Raw genomic sequence first — 18,733 nt, 5'->3', positions numbered from 1 at the left:
CAACAAATCGCGACGAAGCTGCAGATGACTAGTATCGAATACATCTGCCGATCTTAACCGTATCGGAGCGAGCGCGAGTAAAATCCCATTTGAGATGAGAGGGATTTCGAAAAGCTGCTCCGGTTTTTTCTGGAGAATGCAATGTCTGACGACACCGAAATCACAAAGGTCGGGGCGCTTGCCGACGGCTTTGCCAATAGCGCGATCAATTCGACTGAAATCGAAGACGATTCGACCGGTTATGTCGGCGGCGTCGCCAATGGCGACAATCGCGACAATACCGACAATAGCGTCGACGTGGACGTCAAGGCGGAGATCGACGTCGCCGCCAACAATGGCGACAACCGCGACAACGAATATGACTGGAGCTACAAGTCCGACGACGATACGAGCACCAAGACCACGACGATCACCGATACCGACACCAAGACCGACTACGACTGGAGCTATGACAGCAAGTCGTACAGCGACAACGACACCGACACCAAGACGATCACGGACACCGATACGAAAACCGTGACCGACACCGATATCAAGACCGTTACGGAGACGGATACGGATACGAAGACGGTCTCCGACAGCAACAACACCTCCGACAGCTTCAACAAGACGGACACAGACTTCGCCGTCATCGAGGACGTCAAGGACTCCAACCTCGGCGTTGCCGGACACGACCTCACCTTCGACCTCGGCGACGACTTCTCCTTCACTCTCGACGTCGACAGCATCCTCAACAATTCGCTGACCGGCGAAGGCAATGACAGCGGCTTCAGCGCCGTCCAGGCGAACCATCTGGCTGACCAGGATAGCGCCTGGAACGTCAAGATGGACAACGAAGGCGCTCAGAACAACCTGAATGCCAATGGCGGCACCGCCGACAGCGCAGAAGGCATGGAGATGGACGGCAAAGGCTGGGATCTCAAGGCCGGCGACGACGCCACTGGCTCGAGCGCGGCCGATGCTTCGGCAATCCTTGCCAATTCGGGCTTCCACCTCGAGTTCGTTCAGGGTGCGAACCTGCTCAGCAATACGGTCGACTCCAGCGTCATCGGCGGCAATTCTCATGTCTCCGACGTCGGCGAGGATACCGGCACCTGACACCGACCTCCAGCGACCAAGACGAACTGCACCGGCTCTAGCCGGTGCAGTTTGACTGCTTGAAAACGATTTGACGACCACACGACGGCTCCCGGCGGGTGCCTCCAAGGCCGATCGTCATCTCGAATGGGAGGGCCGAACCATGCATATCGAGAAGATTTCGGAAATCATTGCGCACTTCATCGGTCTCTTCGAGATGACGACCGACGAGATGCGGTTGCGTACGAACTATGCCGAAGGTGCAGGACCGGGCGCGGATGGACCGGCTCTGCCGGATCAGGATGCCTTTACCGCCGCCTTCTCTTCCGATCTCCAGCTCAAGGACTACGATCCGGGCATCATCTACAAAAGCGGCAGCTACGACATCGAATTTGGCCCGGCGCGCCATTTCGGCCGCGTCTTCGAAGAGAGCCTCGAGAAGCTGGCGGCGATTGCCGGAAAGGACATCCCGTTACCGCATTTCGGCGATCCTACGGATATCGTGCTCACGGATGAGCCGGAACTGACAGTCTTTGCCGGGCCTGGTTCGGCGATCAGTCATGTCCTCCAGGTCAACGTCCTCTACGACGACGATTATCTGGATATGACGGACGGCGTCCATCCCCTTCGAGACACGAGTTTCGTCATCGAGCGGCTCGCGGATTTCAGCACCGAGGCCGAGATCTTCACGCCTTTTGCGAGCCTCCACCGGACAGATACCTATGATGGCGCGCTGAAGATCGCCGAGGATCTCGAAAGCTATATCCAGAATAGCAAGGACAGTGGGCCGGCCTCGCCCAGCAGCGGCGACGCGACGCATGATTTCAGCACCACCGCCCCCAAGAACGACACGGTCTATGTCAACGGCGAGGAGACGACCGATATCCCTGTCCTCGACGACTTCCTGCCCGACCGCGGTCTCGCCAAGCTCCAGGAAGAACCAGACGACAGCAGTACATCCGTCGAGCAGACCGACCCGAGTGGCAACAGCCTTGATGTGACCGCCGGTGCAAACCTCCTTGTCAACGTCGCCTCGGTGATCAATACCGGCGTCATCGCCTCGGTCACGGCGGTGATGGGCAACTATCACCAGATCGACGCGATCTCCCAAGCCTTTGTCTACAGCGACAACGACGAGATTGCTTCGACGCTGCATTCATCCGGCCATTCCGCCGATGACGCGGGAACGGTCGCCAAGAATATCGCCCTCTTCGAACACAGCACCTTCGAAGCATCGAGCCATGCCGACAACGATGCTGTCGAGCCGACTTTCCCGAACAGCTGGCGCGTCAGCGTCATCGACGGCGACGTCTCCTTCGTACAGTGGATCGAGCAATATCACTTCGTCACCGACAACGACACGATGACGGTCACCACTTCTGGATCCGAAGCCACGGTTCTGACCGGCGGCAATACCTCCATCAACTTCTCCTCCTTTTTCGGGATGGGCATGCAGTATGATCTGGTGATCATCGGCGGCAATGTGCTCGACATCAACAGCATCACGCAGATCTCGCTGCTCTACGACAATGACTGGGTGCGGGCCGAAGACGGCGTCGATCCCGGCGCCGACATACAGACCGGCAACAACCTGCTCTGGAATTTCGCCTCGATCCACAATGTCGGGACGGACAGCCCGTTCGCGGCCATGCCGGACTACATGGTCGCGACGCAGAAGGCGATCGAGGACCGCGATCCCGACATGCCGGAAGGGCTGTCCTTCGATATGAATTTCCAGGGCTATGCCGGCCTCAATGTGCTCTATATCACCGGCAATCTCTACGACATGACGATCATAAAACAGGTCAGCATCCTCGGCGATTCCGACGATGTGACCCTGGCGGCATCAACCATCCTCGAAAACAATCCCGACGCAACGGTTACGATCGACACGGGCAGCAATGCGGTCGTCAACATCGCCGAAATCGTCGACTACGACAGTTTCGGCCAGACGACCTATCTGGCAGGCCAGCTCTATTCAGACGCCATCCTCATTCAGGGCGGGCTGGTGGAGCATGACACGACACAGCCGCAGCCGGCCGACGACAGGCTCGCCAACGAAGTCATCGCCTTTCTCGACAACGACGATCCGGCGGGCGGCAATTGCGCTGACGGCGTCATCAATGCCGGGAATGATTTTTCATGGTCGTCGACGCACCCCGCCGACGTAATGCAAGCCATGGTCGCGTGACCTTGAGTATTGCGAGGGAACCACGATGAACCAGATTTCGAAACAAATCTTTGCGGCAGGCAGCGCCCTCGATCTGAGATCGGGCACTATTCCCTCCGCTGCCCCTTCGGAAGCGACGATGACCGATTTGTGCATCTCGGCGATCGACGAGGCGGTCGAGAACCTTCGCAGGCTGAGCGGTGCCGCTGCTTCGTCTGATGGCGGCAAGCAGACGTCCGAAGCTGCAGCAACCGAGGCTGCCGATACCGGACGCGCAAGCGCAACGCAGGCGCCCCTCCCGGAAAAGACGGCGGTGCCGGAAGCTAAAGTGGAAACGGCGCCTGCTGTCGCGGTGGCGCAGGGCCCGGCGACAGCAAAACCGGCGGAAGCGCCGGCCCAGCCGCAGATCGAAGCACGGGTGGCCCCCGAACTGCCGACAGAGAAGACCGAGCTTAAATCGAGCCCGACGATGCCTTTCGGCAAGACCATCGAAGGAGAAAGCGGTCCGATCAGCGAGAACGACAGGCGGCTGCGCACCGGCGGCGGCGGAAACGGCAAGAATTCCGATCCCGGGGGCGGCGGGGGCGGGGGCGGGGGAAGCGGCGGCGGTTTTCACAAGCGCAGCGAGCCTGTGAATTTCGCCGCCAGCCTCTCGCGCGGGATGGTGGCGGTACGGCGCAACATGGTGGTCGTAATGGTGTTTACGGTCGCCATCAACGTCCTTCTGCTGGCGATACCGCTTTATCTCTTCCAGATATCCGACCGGGTGCTGACAAGCCGCTCCGTCGACACGCTCGTCATGCTCTCGATCGCCGTGATCGGCGCCGTGCTGCTGCAGGCCTTCATGGATACGGTGCGGCGCTTTATCCTGATGCGCACCGCGGTGGAGCTCGAAGTTCAGCTCGGCGCGCCGATCCTCAGCGCCGCAGCGAGGGCGTCGCTGCATGGCAGCGGCAAGGATTATCAGACGCTGCAGGACCTGCAGCTTTTGCGCGGCTTCTTGACATCCGGCACGCTGATCGCGTTTCTCGATGCGCCGCTGATGCCGTTCTTCGTGGTCGTCGTCTATTTCGTGCATCCGCATCTCGGCATCATCATCATGGTCTGCTGCGCGGTGCTTTTCGTGATCGCCTATCTGAACCAGAAATTCACCGCCCGGCAATTTGCCGAATCCAACGGCTATCTCAGCCGGGCAAATTTCCATCTCGATTCCATGTCGCGCAATTCGCAGATTATCAACGCAATGGCGATGATCCCCGAGGCGGTGAAGATGTGGGGCCGGGAAACGGCGGGCTCGCTGAAATCGCAAGTCGAAGCGCAAGACCGCAACATCATCTTCTCCGGCATATCGAAGGCTTGCCGCATGATCACCCAGATCACCCTGCTGGGCTGGGGTGCGCATCTGTCGCTCTCCGGTGAGTTGACGGGCGGCATGGTGATTGCGTCCTCGATCATCTCGGGACGCGCCCTGGCGCCGATCGAAGGCGCCATCGAAGGCTGGCATCAGTTCAACCGATCGGCAGCCGCCTATGGCAGGATCAAAGGACTGCTGTTGAACTCCCCATTGAACTTCCCGCGCCTGCGTCTTCCCAATCCCGAAGGCCGGCTGGATGTCGAACGCATTCTCTTCGTGCCGCCGCCGCAGAAGAAGGTCATTCTCAACGGCATCTCGTTCTCGCTCAGGAAGGGGGAATCACTTGCGATCATCGGTAATTCCGGGTCCGGCAAGACGACGCTCGGCAAGATGCTCGTCGGCTCGATCGTCCCGACATCGGGGAATGTTCGCCTCGACCTGATGGATCTGCGCAACTGGGACCAGCGCCAGTTCGGCGAAAGCATCGGCTATCTGCCGCAGGATGTGCAGCTCTTTCCCGGTACGATCAAGGCCAATATCTGCCGCATGCGTGACGACGTCGACGATCACCAGATCTATGAGGCCGCTGTGCTCGCTGACGTGCACGAACTCATCGCAGGCTTCCCGCAGGGCTACGAAACAATTGTGGCGGGTGACGGCGCTCCGCTTTCGGGCGGCCAGAAGCAGCGCATCGCGCTGGCCCGCGCCTTCTTCGGCAATCCGAAGTTCGTGGTCCTCGACGAGCCGAACTCGAACCTCGATACACAAGGCGAGGCAGCTCTTGCCAAGGCGTTGATACACGCCAAGAAGCAGGGCATCACCACCGTCACCATCACCCAGCGCCCGGCCCTTCTCCAATGCGTCGACAAGATCCTCGTGCTCAAGGAGGGTACTGTCGCCATGTTCGGGGAAAGGATCGAGGTGCTGCAGGCGCTTTCCAAGAACAACGGCAATAACGGTCAACAAGCACCGCGCATCGAGGGATGAACGACATGGGACGGAAAAATCAGGAGACGGCCGGTCCGGTGCAGCTCGAATGGTATAGCGACGTGCCGCGCTCAATCCGGATGCACAGCATCGTCGGCCTGACGGTTCTCTTCACCTCGTTCGGAGGCTTCGGCTTCTGGGCGGCGACGGCGCCGCTCGCCTCCGCCGTTATCGCGCAGGGAAGCTTCGTCGCGACCGGCAACAACAAGATCGTCCAGCATCTGGAAGGCGGCATCATCAAGGAGATGCGCGTCAGCGAAGGCGATACGGTCAAGGAAGGCGATATCCTGCTGACCCTCGATCCTACAGCATCCCGCTCAAACGAGCGGATGCTGCAGCTTCGCCGTCTGCGCCTGGAAGCCATTGTCGCAAGGCTCCGTGCCGAAGCGCAGGGCCTGCGTGAACTCCAGCTTCCCAATATCGTGACGAAGGAGGCCAGCGATCCCGATATCAACGCGATCATCCAGAGCCAGAACGTCGTCTTCCACAGCAAGCAGATCAAGCTCGAAGAGCAGCTCAATCTGATCGGGAAGAACATCGCGTCGCTGGAATTCCGGTTCGCCGGCTATAGGGGCCAGAGAGATTCCTTCGAAAGGCAGCTGTCGCTGCTGACCGAGGAACGCGACTCCAAGGCTCGGCTGGTGAAGGTCGGCTATATGCGCAGGACGGATCTGCTGGCAATCGAGCGGGCGATCGCCGATGCGATGGGCGACATTGCTCGACTGAACGGCGAGCTCAACGAGAGCGAGGCCGAGATCGCCAAATTCCGCCAGGAAGCCGTCATCGCCGTCAACTCCAACAAGCAGGCGGCACTCGATGCACTCGAGACCGCCGAAACCGATCTGGACAGTGTGCGCGAACAGATGCGCGAGGCCGCCGGCGTGCTCGAACGGACCACTATCCGTTCGCCGGTGTCGGGCACGGTGGTGCGCTCCTATTTTCACACAGCCGGCGGTGTCATCACGACAGGAAAGCCGATCATGGAAATCCTGCCGTCGCACGTGCCGCTGATCCTGGAAGCGCAGGTATTGCGCACCTCGATCGACCAGTTGCATGAGGGAGAAACGGCCTCCATCCGCCTCACGGCGCTCAACCGGCGCACGACCCCTGTTCTGCAGGGCAAGGTCTTCTACGTCTCGGCCGATTCGATCGAGGAAAATTCGGGAGCTTCGGTCAAGGACGTCTATATCGTCCGCGTCGGCATACCCGATTCCGAGATTGCGCGGGTGCACAATTTCCATCCCGTTCCCGGCATGCCGGCCGAAGTGCTGATTCAGACATCGGAACGCACCTTCTTCGAATATCTGAGCAAACCGATCACCGACAGCATGTCCCGGGCATTCAAGGAGCGCTGATCGCTCGCGATCCGGCACGGGCGGACCTGTAGATATGACGGACTTGCGCGTTGTTCTAATGTAATGTCCACATGTCATCCCTTGAGGGATGGATTCCCTCCGGGGAGAAAGGGTCAAGCATGGCGGCGATGTCCGATGTCCTGCTGCGGGTCGGCCGCCTGAACTATGTCTGGACGAACACCGAAAGCCTGCTGATCTACATCATCGCCCATCTTCTCCGGGTGGAAAAGGATGCAGCAATCGTCGTGTTCCTGACGCTGAACACCACGCGCGCACGGATCGATCTCATCGAACGGCTGTCCAAGCTCGCTTCGACCTCCCCTTCCGACCGGAAGGCGATCCTTTCAGCCATGTCGCGGTTGAAGAAAGAATCCAAGATACGCAACAAGTACAATCACTGCATCTATTCCTTCGACGAAAAGGGAGAGATCTCGAGCACACAGCTGATGCGGCTCGTCGAGGACGACAAGCAGATCCGCTACGGCAAGATCGAACAGATGGACGCGCGCGAGCTCGACCTTCTGGAAAAGTCGATCGCCGAGATCGTCGCCATCAGCCGGACGCTCTGGGCCTTCATCCATGCGAGCCCGCGGATCTCCGGCGAGCTCTGATCTAATCCTTATGTACTCATGTTCTCAAAACCGCTGCACACTTTCGGGCGAAGTCCGTTGAAGCTCGGCATCCTTCAGGACGCGTTTGGCTCTATCGCTTTGAATCTGTATATGATTTTGACCAAACCGATTGCGATTTTGGGTTATGCGCCGGGCTCAGGACTAATCCCATTTAGGCGCCTCAAATCATCCGGACGGTTTATTTGAAGATCGGTGTTTCCCTTTAGAATGAAACCTCCCAAGTGACGTATGGGGTATTGGGGGGCGGACATGCGCATAGATATCATCGATACCATTGCGGGGTTCGAGGCGGTGCGCGAGAACTGGGATCAGGTCTTCCTGGAAGATCCAGACGCGCAGCATTTCCTCTCCTGGATATGGCTGAAGAACTATCTGTCGCGCCGACGCCGCTGGTTCATCCTCGCCCTTCGCGAACGCGATCCCGAAGCACCCTATGTCGCCTTCCTTCCGCTGCGCCTCATCACGCATCTGAACGAAAAGACCGGGCTCTTCTATGACGAGATCATCATGGCCGGGAATTTTGCGGCCGATTATACCGGCTTCATCGTCAGGCCGGATTACGAGCATCACGCCATTGCGGGCTTTGCTTCGTTTATCAAACATCAAAACTGGACCGACCTGAAACTCGAATATTTCAGCGGTCCTGCCAGCCGGCGCGAGAAGATGATCGAGGCGCTGCAGGGACCGGAAGTGATGTTTCGCGACAGCTCGCCCAAGAACAGCGAGAATATCGACAATACGATCTGTCCCATCGTCCCCCTGCCGGCAAGCTTCGACGACTATCTCGAGCAGCGCATGAGCAGCCAGACGCGCCAGAAGCTCCGGCGGTTCCTGCGCAAGGTCGAAGGCGACGATATTTACAGGATCACGATGGCAACTCCCGAGACCATCGATCGGGACCTGGACACCCTCTTCAATCTCTGGCGGATCAAATGGAGTGCCCGCAAGGGCGCAGAGCGGACCGAGCGGCTGATCGTCACCACGCGCGAGATGCTGATGGACAGCTTCAACTGCGGCAATCTCGAGGTGCCGGTCCTTTGGTATGGCGACCAGCCGCTCGGCGCGCTGGCGAATATCGTCGACCGGCAGAAGAAGGCCATCCTCTTCTATATCACCGGCCGCGACGAGAACTGGAAGACGCCGTCTCCCGGCCTCATCCTGCATGGCTACTGCATCCGGCGGGCGATCGAGCAGGGCTTCAAGACCTATGACTTCCTGCGCGGAAACGAACCCTATAAGTACATGTTCGGGGTGGAGGAAAGGCGGATCAGCTGCACCCTGTTCCGCACCCGCAACGGCCAGAACCTGCATGGCGCGCTCAACCCGCGCAGCATTCGTTTCGTCTATGAACAGGCGCTCGACATGTACCGCAATGGAGCCCGGAGCAAGGCGGAGATCGCCTTCAACCAGGTCCTGCAATCGGCGCCAGGCCATACCGGCGCGGAATTCGGGCTCGCCAATCTGCTGTTCGACCGAGGCAAACTGACGGAGGCATTGACTGCCTACAAGGCTCTCGTCGAGCAAGCACCCGACCCGACACCGATCCAAATGCGGCTTGGCGACACGCAACTTGCGCTGCATCAATATGAGCAGGCCGCAGAGACTTTCCGTCAGATCGGCGAGATCGGGCCGCATCTCATCCAGGCGCATTACAAGCGTGGTATCGCCCTTGCGGCGAGCAAACGGCTGGCCGAGGCGGAGGCGGTTTTCGCCGCGATCCAGGACGTGCATTCGGACGATCCGACCGCACTCGATTATGCCGCCAAGGCGGGCGTTGCCCTCGAACGCCTGCGCTCGATCACCGAGCCCGCCGCTGGCAAGACGGACGTCGTGCCGGAGACCATCGCCCGCTGGAACCGAGGACGGCAGCTCAGCGAGCGACGCCGGCCACGTCTGCATTGATGTGGTTTCGCCATGGTGCGGAAATGCGGTCCGGCAGCTCCGGGACGCACAGTCACCATGGTCTTTGATTTTGCGCTGCGATCGTTGCTAAAAGAAGCGCGAGCCTATTTTTGCAACTCCTCAGTGAGAAGTCATGCAGACGAATGCAGACGGCGCCGAAAGGGAACGGCTTCTGGCCATTCTCGATTTCTGGCACAAAATCGAGTTCTTCATTCCTTACGATCTCTCCAGTCGTATCGTCTCCGGTGAAGGCCGAAGTGTTTTCTGGTTGCATGCGAAAACGCTCGGCGATGACGGTGCCGCACTCAGTCGTCCAGCGATCCCCGAGGAGAAGCAGATCACGGGTTTTACCCTGTTCCTCGGCGTTTTCAGCAAATCCGAAATTGCCGATATTCGCAGACACTTCGATTGCGTTGCGACCGATACCGCCGAATATGACGACGCCGAACGCAGCGACCTCGATGGCGATACCTGCTTTGCCAGCTTGCAGCTCTCTCCCTTGGGACAGCCGCTGTTCGAAACATTTTCAGTTTCCACGCTGCCATGGGCTCTGGGACGGGTGCGGAAATCCGGCCTCTCCTCGCTCGGCTACCAGGCATTTGCCGACAGCAAGCGGCAACTCTCGGAATTGCTTCAAAACTTTCGGGCGCAGCGGCATCTGAGATCTTCATCCTCCGAGGACACGACCGATCAGCCGATCGATGCTGCCGAAATCCTGACGCTGCATGAATTGCTCTGCGATTGGGCCGGCTTTGCCTCGAAGCAGGAGAAACCCATTGCCGCTGTTGAAATGCGTTACCGGGACCGGGTGGAAAAATCAGAGTTCATCTCCTTGCCACCACCGCCGGAAAGCAATGCGCTCGATGCCGACGACGAGGAGGATGAGAGTACCAGTGCTGAAGACGATATCGGTATCTTGAACAGCTTCTTCATCGAGGACATCGAGCGGGCGATGATACGCGTCACGCATGGCGATATCCCCGCGCCGCTCAGGCAATATCTCACCCCGCTGGTGCATGAGAAACGGATCGACCTCTACTCGGAGGATGGACGCCGGGCGATCGTTCGGGCCTTGCATCCTGGAAAACTCAACCGCGGGCGCTGGCTCAGCGAACCTCACCACGCCATGAGCCTGATGCAACAGTTCGCGATCAATTCGGCAATCGACGAGCTGTCGGAAACGGGACTGTTCTCGGTCAACGGCCCGCCAGGGACGGGAAAGACGACGCTGCTTCGCGACATGTTCGCAGATAATATCGTTCGGCGCGCTCGCATCCTGGCCTCCTTGAAGACGGCGCGCGAAGCCTTCGATGGCGCGCCGCGCCGCATCATTTTCGCGGACCGGAGCACTGCCACGATATCGGCGCTGATCCCGGCCCTGGCAGGATTCGAAATGGTTGTCGCCTCCTCCAACAACGCCGCCGTGGAGATTATTTCGCGCGACCTTCCGAAGCGAAGCTCGGTCGCGAGAACGTCTTCCTTCCAATATCTGCAGACCATCGCGCACAAAGTCGCTTGCCAGAAGGACAATGGGGCGGTCGTCAGGCTCTCGGACGGCGACCGCCCATGGGGGCTAATCGCCTGTGCGCTCGGCAATTCCCGGAATCGCCGAGCTTTCAAGGAACGTTTCGCCTTCATGGAGATCGCCGAAAGGCCGAAGCCCGGCTGGTCCGGTGCCGACAAACCACAGACCATCTGGGAGTGGCTAAAGGGTTATAAGGGACCAAACTTCGCCGAAGCATCGGCGGCATTTCAGGCCGCCGACAAGGTGGTTCGCGACAAGATCGGCGAATATGCACGCTATGCCGATCTCCATGACGAAATCGCCCTGGTTTCGCAGGATGGTTTCTGCCGCGAGGCGCTTGAAAAGGTCAGAGCAGGTGCGGCCGAACTTCGACACGCACAGGACCGATGCGATATGGTTGCCGCCGACATGCTCCGCCTCAGGGAAGGGTTGTCTCCTCTGAAGGAGGAGGAACTGCTGCTCGACCGAGGCGCTCCTGCGTGGTGGGAGAAAGTGCTGTCGACCAACCCTGCCCGGCAGCATCGGCACAATGTCGTCGCCAATGCACGAAGACAGCTGGAACTGCGCAAGGCGCTGGCGGAATGCGAACATCACCTTACGAAAACCCTCAGACCTGCGCTGGAACAGTCTTTGCGGAGACATCGACGTGCCGAACAGGCACTGCGGTCGCAACGAGAAATCTGGTCCAGAAAAAGGGAGGAGTTTGGCCGCCTAGGGGAAATTCTCAATCACCCCACCCTACCTGGTCGCCTGACCGATCTCGAGACCGATCAGTTCCAGATTGACGGTCTGTGGCATCAGGACGAACTGGCAGGTCTGCGTTCGGCATTGTTGGAAGCAGCGTTGACGCTGCATGAAGCGTGGCTGGCGGATGTGGGCAAGAAAGGCGGAGGTTTTGGAGGGAACATCGTCGCCATCAACAAACTGCTTTCCAACAACGGTCCCGCCGACGGCGAGCACATTGCGTTGATCTGGCAGAGCCTTTTCATGATCGTTCCCATCGTCTCGACAACCTTCGCCTCCTTTGCCCGGCAGTTCCACGGTCTCGACACCGGCTCGGTCGGCTGGGTCTTCATCGATGAAGCTGGTCAGGCGGTGCCGCAGGCGGCCGTCGGCGCCCTGTTGCGGGCGCGGCGCGTCATGGTGATCGGTGATCCCCAGCAGATCGAACCGGTCTTCACGCTGCCCAGCGCGCTGATCACCGCCACCTCGGCTCTCTCGCCGCATACGGCGGCAGGACAATATTCGCCGAACAGTGCGTCGGTGCAGATGTTGGCCGATGCCAACAACCGCTATGGGACGACGGTCTCGGGCGAGGAGGCCGATGGGCTCTGGATCGGCAGTCCCCTCAGGGTACATCGGCGCTGCATCGATCCGATGTTTGGCCTTGCCAACCAGATCGCCTATCAGAACAAGATGGTCTTCGGGCTGGAAGAGCGCCGGCCGGCCGGTGACGCTCCGCCGTTTTATGGCGACAGCGCCTGGATCGACGTCAGGGGAAGGGTGTCAGGCAAACAGGCCGTTCCAGAACAAACGGGCTTCATCGTCGATCTCCTCACCGCCACTTATCGCCGGGACGGCGGATTGCCAGACCTCTATATCATTTCGCCGTTCAAGGAGATCAAGAACAGTCTGAAGCAGGCTCTGGCCCATGCAACATGGGTTGATTGGAACGGAAATACGCGCTCGGCTCCGCCAAGACTGTCGAAGTGGCTGAAGGAAAGGATCGGCACGGTGCATACCTTCCAGGGCAAGGAAGAAGACGTGGTTTTCATGGTGCTCGGCGCCGATGCCGCTCATAGCGGGGCTGCAGCCTGGGCCGCATCGAAGCCGAACCTGTTGAACGTTGCCCTGACGCGCGCCAAACGCCGCTTCTATATCGTCGGCGATCGCACCCTCTGGGAAACCCTGCCTTACTTCAGGGAGACAGCGAGTGCCTTGAAGACAATACAGGCAGCCGAATTCCTGGCCCGGAATGAATTGAACTGAAGGATCCGAATCCGATTACTGATCCTGGATGTTTGCCTCGACCACATCTGGCCAAACGCAAAAAGCCCGCACGAGGCGGGCTTTTGCGTATTATTGGGAATTTGGTTTCGGGTTGAGGCTTTGCCCCGTTGGGTCTTAAACAGTTCAGTGGACTGTTTTATCGGGCGGGCCCGATCGACCGCTCACCCTTCAGGTTATGGTGAGCTCTGCGAACGAGGAGCTACCATCGCCAGGGAAAGCGAAGCTTTTCCGCCAGCGATAAGAAGGTAGATGCTGATCTTTAAAAGGAAGGATTTGGTTTCGGGGGCAGGCTTTGTAGTTTTCTGTCCCGCTGCGTCGGCTTTGCCTTCTTGCGGGCCCCTGATTAGGCATTAAACCCTCGACCCGTTACCAAACAAAAAGCCGCCCTGAAGGCGGCTATTTGTTTGGTTGCGGGGGCAGGATAACGTAACCGCCCGATTGCTACCGCCGAGATTTTGCTTTGATGCGAGCGACGAGCAGCTCGTCGTCAACAAAGCTGTCGAGGACAGTCGTTCCATTCTTGGGGTGAGCGGCGGGCATCTTTGAGCATCTGCTCCAATTCGTCCATGCCGTCGTCCGTCAGTGCGGTCACCGATTCGTCGTCTCCGGTGTACACGGAGATGATGCTGCCGTAGCTCAGATTATCATCGTTGGAGACAATTGCCTGAAGAAGCTCCGGGTCCTCTTCGAGGATTTCGGCAACAAATTTGATCGTACGGACGTAGGTGACTGTCGCCATCAGGCTGCCTTCGCGTCGATTGTGGTGATCGCCGACCAGTTCCACGGAAGCAATTCGTCTAACCGATTGATCTTGTGATCGTGGATGCGATCGAGCACGTCTGCCAGATAGGCCTGCGGATCAAGACCATTCATCTTTGCCGTCTCGATGATCGTCATGGCGCGTGCCAAGGTCTCCGCTCCCGTATCGGCTCCCGCGAAGAGCCAGTTTCGTCTTCCCAGGCCTATCGGACGCAGTGCCCGCTCGGCGGCATTGTTGTCGATCGCAACGCGACCGTCTTCGAGGAACAGACAGAGCGAAGACCATCGGCTCAATCCGTAGCGGAAAGCTGTCGCCAGATCGCTTTTGCCCGGAATGCGCGTGAGTTGAGCTTCAGCCCAGTGGCGGAATGCATCGGCCTTAGGCTTGCTCTGCTTTTGACGCGCAGCAAGACGGATCTCAGGAGGCTGCCCATTGATGCCACGCTCGATGTCGTAAAGCGCTCCGATGCGATGAAGAGCCTCTCGCGCGATCTCGGACTTGTTTGATGTCCAGATATCGTGGAAGTCTCGTCGCCAATGAGCCCAGCAGGCGGCTTCCTTGAAGCGAGATTCTCCCTTTTCTCCAGGCGAGTATAGCTTGCCATATCCTTTGTAGCCGTCAGCCTGAAGGATGCCGCTTGATTGCTTGAGGTGGCGGTGGACGTGCTCTTCTTTCCAGTCAGGAGCAAAATAGTAGACTGCACCGGGCGGGGAACTGCCTGCCCATGGACGCTGATCGCGGACATACGTCCAGATCCTGCCCTTCTTCACACCCTTGCCCAACCCCTTGTCTCGCAGCGAGCGATCCAGCACCCTGATCGGGGTGTCGTCCGCATGAAGCAGGTCACTTGCCATGACCGCCGTTTCGATCCGCTCGATGAGAGGCTGCAGAACCTGCATGGCGCGACCACACCAATCAACCATCGTGCTGTCGGGAATGTCGGCGCCCATGCGGGCGAAGATCTCGTTCAGACGGTACAGTGGCAAATGGTCGTCGAACTTCGAGACCAGAATGTACGCCAAGAGGCCAGCGCCGGCCATGCTGCCCGGTATCGGGCGGCTGGGTGCTGCCACCTGCACCATTTTCTCGCAGCAGCGGCAGGACTTCTTCAGTCGAGCAACTTCGATGACTTTCATCTGCGCGGCGATCATGTCGAGGATTTCGCTGACGTCCTCACCGACAAGACGCAATTCACCTCCGCATTCCGGGCAGCAGGAGCCAGGATCGAGCTCTCGGCGCTCGCGAACCGCCTTGTCCGAGACGCGTGGGCGCCGGCGCATGATCTTTTCAGACGTATCCGCCAAGGGAACAACAGACGCCGCCTCATCAGGTTCATCGATTGGCGCCGTACTGCCTTCAGCGGCGGCGATCAACAGATCCTCAAGCGCCAGTTCCAACTGCTCGATTTCACGCTCAATCTTTTCAGACGACTTGCCGAAGACCTGTTTCTTCAGCTTGGCAATGCGCAGCCGCAGCGTTTGGATTAACTGATCATGCGCCTGCAATGTGGCCGACATCTTCGCGTTTTCCGCCTGCAAAGCGGCAATCATTGCCTTGAGAAAGGCTGGATCGTCCGGAAGATTTGTCGTCGCGCTAGACATGATCCTGACTACCACGAGACAGGATAAATTTCCATAAAAACCAGTGGTTTCAGTGGGATAAAATCACCCGACACGGGCCGGTGGCGCACCCCAATCAGGACGACGCCAATCGATCCCTTCCCACAACATCGCCAGTTGGGCCGACGTCAGCCGGGCAGTCCCGTCGGATGCCGAAGGCCAAGGAAACCGCCCCTTCTGCAAGATCTTGTAATACAGGCAGAAGCCCTGGCCATCAAAATACAGCAGCTTCAAACGATCGCCACGCTTGCCGCGAAAGGCGAAGACCGCGCCGCCAGTCGGCTTCTGACGCAAAACATCCTGCGCAAGCGCGGCAAGGCCTTCTACTCCCTTGCGCATATCCGTGATCCCGCACGCAAGATACACCCGAACGCCGGTCCCAGGCCCAATCATGCTGCTTCCACTGCCCGGATAATCTGCGTCAGGACATCGGGAGCCATAGAACTCTCGAAACGAAGCGTGCGGCCGCAGATCAATCGTAGCTCAATCATCCCGGAGCAGCTCTCCCTCAATTTAGGGGCATCGTTCTGCACGGCATTCAGATCGACGGGAATGAACAATGCATTCGAAGACACCGGGAGCAGCCCCTTCTTCTTGAGCTCGCTACGCCAGGCGTATATCTGCTGCCGCGTTACATCATGACGATGAGCAATCTCTGTGATCGTGGCTCCAGAAACCCCAACCGACATGACAATCGCAAGCTTGTCTTCTTCGCGCCACCGCCGTCGACGTTCCTGCCCAAGAATTTCAACGCGCATCGCAATCCTCGCCTAAGACACGTCGCTAACGACGTCGTTAAACACGTGTCTTAGGCCATCAGGGCGCTAGGCGGCAGGCGGTTCCAATCGGGCGGTTACATTTGAACCTGCGGCCTTCAGGTTATGGTCCGCAGGACGAGGAGCTACCATCGCCAGCGAAGATGAAGTCTTCGCGCCAGCGATATTGCTCTCTTCTGGCAACACAAAAAGCCCCTGCATGGCAGGGGCTTGGGAGTATCTAAGGGAAGGATTGGTTGCGGGGGCAGGATTTGAACCTGCGGCCTTCAGGTTATGAGCCTGACGAGCTACCGGGCTGCTCCACCCCGCGCCAGAGCAAATCATTGAGATTTGCTGATGTATTGTAACACAAAAGGCCGCTTGTGAGCGGCCCTTTTTGTTCGGCATGGGCCGCAGAGTTTGTGATGAGAAGATTGTTTTACATCAGTTGCGTTTTGCAGACCTGGCAGCGACCTACTCTCCCGCGTCTTAAGACGAAGTACCATGGGCGCAGGGGCGTTTCACGGCCGTGTTCGGAAAGGGAACGGGTGCAGCCACCCCGCCATAACCACCAGGTCGGCAAAGCGCAACTATATGTTTTGAGAAGCTGGTGAAGTGCTATGACTTCGTTTTTGAACACGTTTTAGAGCTCCAACCGGACGAACACTTCGTGTTCGCCGGGACCGGGCAAAGGCTGGCGCCTTCGCCTTGTCAGGACGACCGCTTTGCGGTCGCCTTGAGATGAGCATAGTCAATGAGAACGATCAAGCCAATCGAGCTATTAGTACCGGTAAGCTTCATGCGTTGCCGCACTTCCACACCCGGCCTATCAACGTGGTCGTCTTCCACGGCTCTGATAGGGAATACTCGTTTTCAGGTGGGTTTCCCGCTTAGATGCCTTCAGCGGTTATCCCGTCCATATGTAGCTACCCTGCTATGCCCTTGGCAGGACAACAGGTCCACCAGAGATATGTCCATCCCGGTCCTCTCGTACTAGGGACAGATCCTGTCAATATTCCTACACCCACGGCAGATAGGGACCGAACTGTCTCACGACGTTCTGAACCCAGCTCACGTACCGCTTTAATTGGCGAACAGCCAAACCCTTGGGACCTGCTCCAGCCCCAGGATGCGATGAGCCGACATCGAGGTGCCAAACAACCCCGTCGATATGGACTCTTGGGGGTCATCAGCCTGTTATCCCCGGCGTACCTTTTATCCGTTGAGCGATGGCCCTTCCACGCGGGACCACCGGATCACTATGACCGACTTTCGTCTCTGCTCGACTTGTCAGTCTCGCAGTCAGGCGGGCTTATGCCATTGCACTCGACGACCGATTTCCGACCGGTCTGAGCCCACCATCGCGCGCCTCCGTTACTCTTTCGGAGGCGACCGCCCCAGTCAAACTACCCACCATACACTGTCCCGGACCCGGATGACGGGCCGCGGTTAGACATCCATGACGATAAGGGTGGTATTTCAAGGATGGCTCCACGGAAACTGGCGTCCCCGCTTCAAAGCCTACCACCTATCCTACACATGCCGACACGAATGCCAGTGTAAAGCTATAGTAAAGGTGCACGGGGTCTTTCCGTCTGACCGCAGGAACCCCGCATCTTCACGGGGAATTCAATTTCACTGAGTCTATGTTGGAGACAGCGGGGAAGTCGTTACGCCATTCGTGCAGGTCGGAACTTACCCGACAAGGAATTTCGCTACCTTAGGACCGTTATAGTTACGGCCGCCGTTTACTGGGGCTTCGATTCAAAGCTTGCACCTCTCCTCTTAACCTTCCAGCACCGGGCAGGCGTCAGACCCTATACGTCGTCTTGCGACTTCGCAGAGCCCTGTGTTTTTGATAAACAGTCGCTACCCCCTGGTCTGTGCCACCCCATAATAGTTGCCTACCATGGGGTCACGCTTCTTCCGAAGTTACGCGTGCAATTTGCCGAGTTCCTTCAACATAGTTCTCTCAAGCGCCTTGGTATACTCTACCTGACCACCTGTGTCGGTTTCGGGTACGGTCTATACGGTGGAGCTATTTCCTGGAACCGCTCCGCTGCCCATCCAATCCAATAAGAATGAACAACTTGTGCAATCCGTCACTACCACCAGGCCCACGAATATTAACGTGGTTCCCATCGACTACGCATTTCTGCCTCGCCTTAGGGGCCGGCTAACCCTGCTCAGATTAACTTTAAGCAGGAACCCTTGGTCTTTCGGCGAGAGGGTCTCTCACCCTCTTTATCGTTACTCATGTCAACATTCGCACTTCCGATACCTCCAGGAGCCCTCACGGGTCTCCCTTCATCAGCTTACGGAACGCTCCGCTACCACGTGTATTGCTACACATCCTCAGCTTCGGTGCATGGCTTCAGCCCCGTTACATTTTCGGCGCAAAGACCCTTATTTAGACCAGTGAGCTGTTACGCTTTCTTTAAATGATGGCTGCTTCTAAGCCAACATCCTGGTTGTTTTGGGATCCTCACATCCTTTCCCACTTAGCCATGACTTGGGGACCTTAGCTGGAGGTTAGGGTTGTTGCCCTTTTCACGACGGACGTTAGCACCCGCCGTGTGTCTGCCGA

Annotated in this window: 10 protein-coding genes, 1 tRNA gene, 2 rRNA genes and 1 pseudogene (1 of these 14 only partly in view); 7 read left to right on the top strand and 7 right to left on the bottom strand. The window is 58.3% G+C overall.

Annotated elements, in window-relative coordinates; genetic code table 11:
• Nucleotides 1-141 precede the first annotated feature (141 nt).
• The 7 genes from AC2444_RS21920 to AC2444_RS21890 all read left to right on the top strand — a co-directional run bounded on the left by AC2444_RS21920 (nucleotide 142) and on the right by AC2444_RS21890 (nucleotide 12,991).
• Nucleotides 142-1,098 (top strand): hypothetical protein, encoded by a 957-nt coding sequence (locus tag AC2444_RS21920; RefSeq protein WP_012759600.1) that lies wholly within the window; start codon nucleotides 142-144, stop codon nucleotides 1,096-1,098.
• A 142-nt stretch (nucleotides 1,099-1,240) separates the two neighbouring features.
• Nucleotides 1,241-3,268 (top strand): hypothetical protein, encoded by a 2,028-nt coding sequence (locus AC2444_RS21915; RefSeq protein ID WP_012759599.1) that lies wholly within the window; start codon nucleotides 1,241-1,243, stop codon nucleotides 3,266-3,268.
• 25 nt (nucleotides 3,269-3,293) lie between these two features.
• Nucleotides 3,294-5,588, top strand: coding sequence for a type I secretion system permease/ATPase (locus tag AC2444_RS21910; RefSeq protein ID WP_012759598.1), 2,295 nt, complete (start codon nucleotides 3,294-3,296; stop codon nucleotides 5,586-5,588).
• Nucleotides 5,589-5,593: 5 nt separating this feature from the next.
• Nucleotides 5,594-6,943: an HlyD family type I secretion periplasmic adaptor subunit gene (locus tag AC2444_RS21905; RefSeq protein ID WP_113547941.1), complete on the top strand. Its 1,350-nt coding sequence runs from the start codon at nucleotides 5,594-5,596 to the stop codon at nucleotides 6,941-6,943.
• A 119-nt stretch (nucleotides 6,944-7,062) separates the two neighbouring features.
• On the top strand, nucleotides 7,063-7,554 hold the full coding sequence (locus AC2444_RS21900; RefSeq protein ID WP_012759596.1) for a hypothetical protein: 492 nt from the start codon (nucleotides 7,063-7,065) through the stop codon (nucleotides 7,552-7,554).
• A 270-nt stretch (nucleotides 7,555-7,824) separates the two neighbouring features.
• Nucleotides 7,825-9,477: a GNAT family N-acetyltransferase gene (locus AC2444_RS21895; protein WP_012759595.1), complete on the top strand. Its 1,653-nt coding sequence runs from the start codon at nucleotides 7,825-7,827 to the stop codon at nucleotides 9,475-9,477.
• Nucleotides 9,478-9,610: 133 nt separating this feature from the next.
• Nucleotides 9,611-12,991, top strand: a complete 3,381-nt coding sequence (locus AC2444_RS21890; RefSeq protein ID WP_012759594.1) for a DEAD/DEAH box helicase — start codon at nucleotides 9,611-9,613, stop codon at nucleotides 12,989-12,991.
• 462 nt (nucleotides 12,992-13,453) lie between these two features.
• Here the strand turns inward: AC2444_RS21890 and AC2444_RS21885 are convergent.
• The 7 genes and pseudogenes from AC2444_RS21885 to AC2444_RS21855 all read right to left on the bottom strand — a co-directional run.
• A pseudogene (locus AC2444_RS21885) lies at nucleotides 13,454-13,751 on the bottom strand (hypothetical protein).
• Complete coding sequence (gene tnpC / locus AC2444_RS21880; RefSeq protein WP_128450348.1) at nucleotides 13,751-15,373, bottom strand: IS66 family transposase; 1,623 nt, start codon at nucleotides 15,371-15,373, stop codon at nucleotides 13,751-13,753. Before tnpC ends, AC2444_RS21885 begins: the two are co-directional and overlap by 1 nt.
• A gap of 63 nt (nucleotides 15,374-15,436) precedes the next feature.
• Nucleotides 15,437-15,730 (bottom strand): IS66 family insertion sequence element accessory protein TnpB, encoded by a 294-nt coding sequence (gene tnpB, locus AC2444_RS21875; RefSeq protein ID WP_130665924.1) that lies wholly within the window; start codon nucleotides 15,728-15,730, stop codon nucleotides 15,437-15,439.
• 50 nt (nucleotides 15,731-15,780) lie between these two features.
• Nucleotides 15,781-16,149 carry an IS66-like element accessory protein TnpA gene (gene tnpA, locus AC2444_RS21870; protein ID WP_012756395.1) on the bottom strand — a complete coding sequence of 123 codons (369 nt, stop codon included), beginning with the start codon at nucleotides 16,147-16,149 and terminating at the stop codon, nucleotides 15,781-15,783.
• A 251-nt stretch (nucleotides 16,150-16,400) separates the two neighbouring features.
• Nucleotides 16,401-16,477 (bottom strand) — tRNA-Met (locus AC2444_RS21865).
• Between the two features lie 130 nt (nucleotides 16,478-16,607).
• Nucleotides 16,608-16,722 (bottom strand): 5S ribosomal RNA (gene rrf / locus AC2444_RS21860).
• A 184-nt stretch (nucleotides 16,723-16,906) separates the two neighbouring features.
• A 23S ribosomal RNA gene (locus AC2444_RS21855) occupies nucleotides 16,907-18,733 on the bottom strand; it runs 1,077 nt beyond the window's last position.

The organism is Rhizobium sp. WSM1328, assembly GCF_057653715.1.
Note: the sequence above shows the minus strand (reverse complement) of the source record. Positions and strands in the feature narration are given on the sequence as shown.

Excerpts from the sequence above, each read along its gene's own strand:
- AC2444_RS21920 (WP_012759600.1), top strand. The coding sequence starts at position 142 with ATGTCTGACGACACCGAAATCACAAAGGTCGGGGCGCTTGCCGACGGC.
- AC2444_RS21915 (WP_012759599.1), top strand. The coding sequence starts at position 1,241 with ATGCATATCGAGAAGATTTCGGAAATCATTGCGCACTTCATCGGTCTC.
- AC2444_RS21910 (WP_012759598.1), top strand. The coding sequence starts at position 3,294 with ATGAACCAGATTTCGAAACAAATCTTTGCGGCAGGCAGCGCCCTCGAT.
- AC2444_RS21905 (WP_113547941.1), top strand. The coding sequence starts at position 5,594 with ATGGGACGGAAAAATCAGGAGACGGCCGGTCCGGTGCAGCTCGAATGG.
- AC2444_RS21900 (WP_012759596.1), top strand. The coding sequence starts at position 7,063 with ATGGCGGCGATGTCCGATGTCCTGCTGCGGGTCGGCCGCCTGAACTAT.
- AC2444_RS21895 (WP_012759595.1), top strand. The coding sequence starts at position 7,825 with ATGCGCATAGATATCATCGATACCATTGCGGGGTTCGAGGCGGTGCGC.
- AC2444_RS21890 (WP_012759594.1), top strand. The coding sequence starts at position 9,611 with ATGCAGACGAATGCAGACGGCGCCGAAAGGGAACGGCTTCTGGCCATT.
- tnpC (WP_128450348.1), bottom strand. The coding sequence starts at position 15,373 with ATGTCTAGCGCGACGACAAATCTTCCGGACGATCCAGCCTTTCTCAAG.
- tnpB (WP_130665924.1), bottom strand. The coding sequence starts at position 15,730 with ATGCGCAAGGGAGTAGAAGGCCTTGCCGCGCTTGCGCAGGATGTTTTG.
- tnpA (WP_012756395.1), bottom strand. The coding sequence starts at position 16,149 with ATGCGCGTTGAAATTCTTGGGCAGGAACGTCGACGGCGGTGGCGCGAA.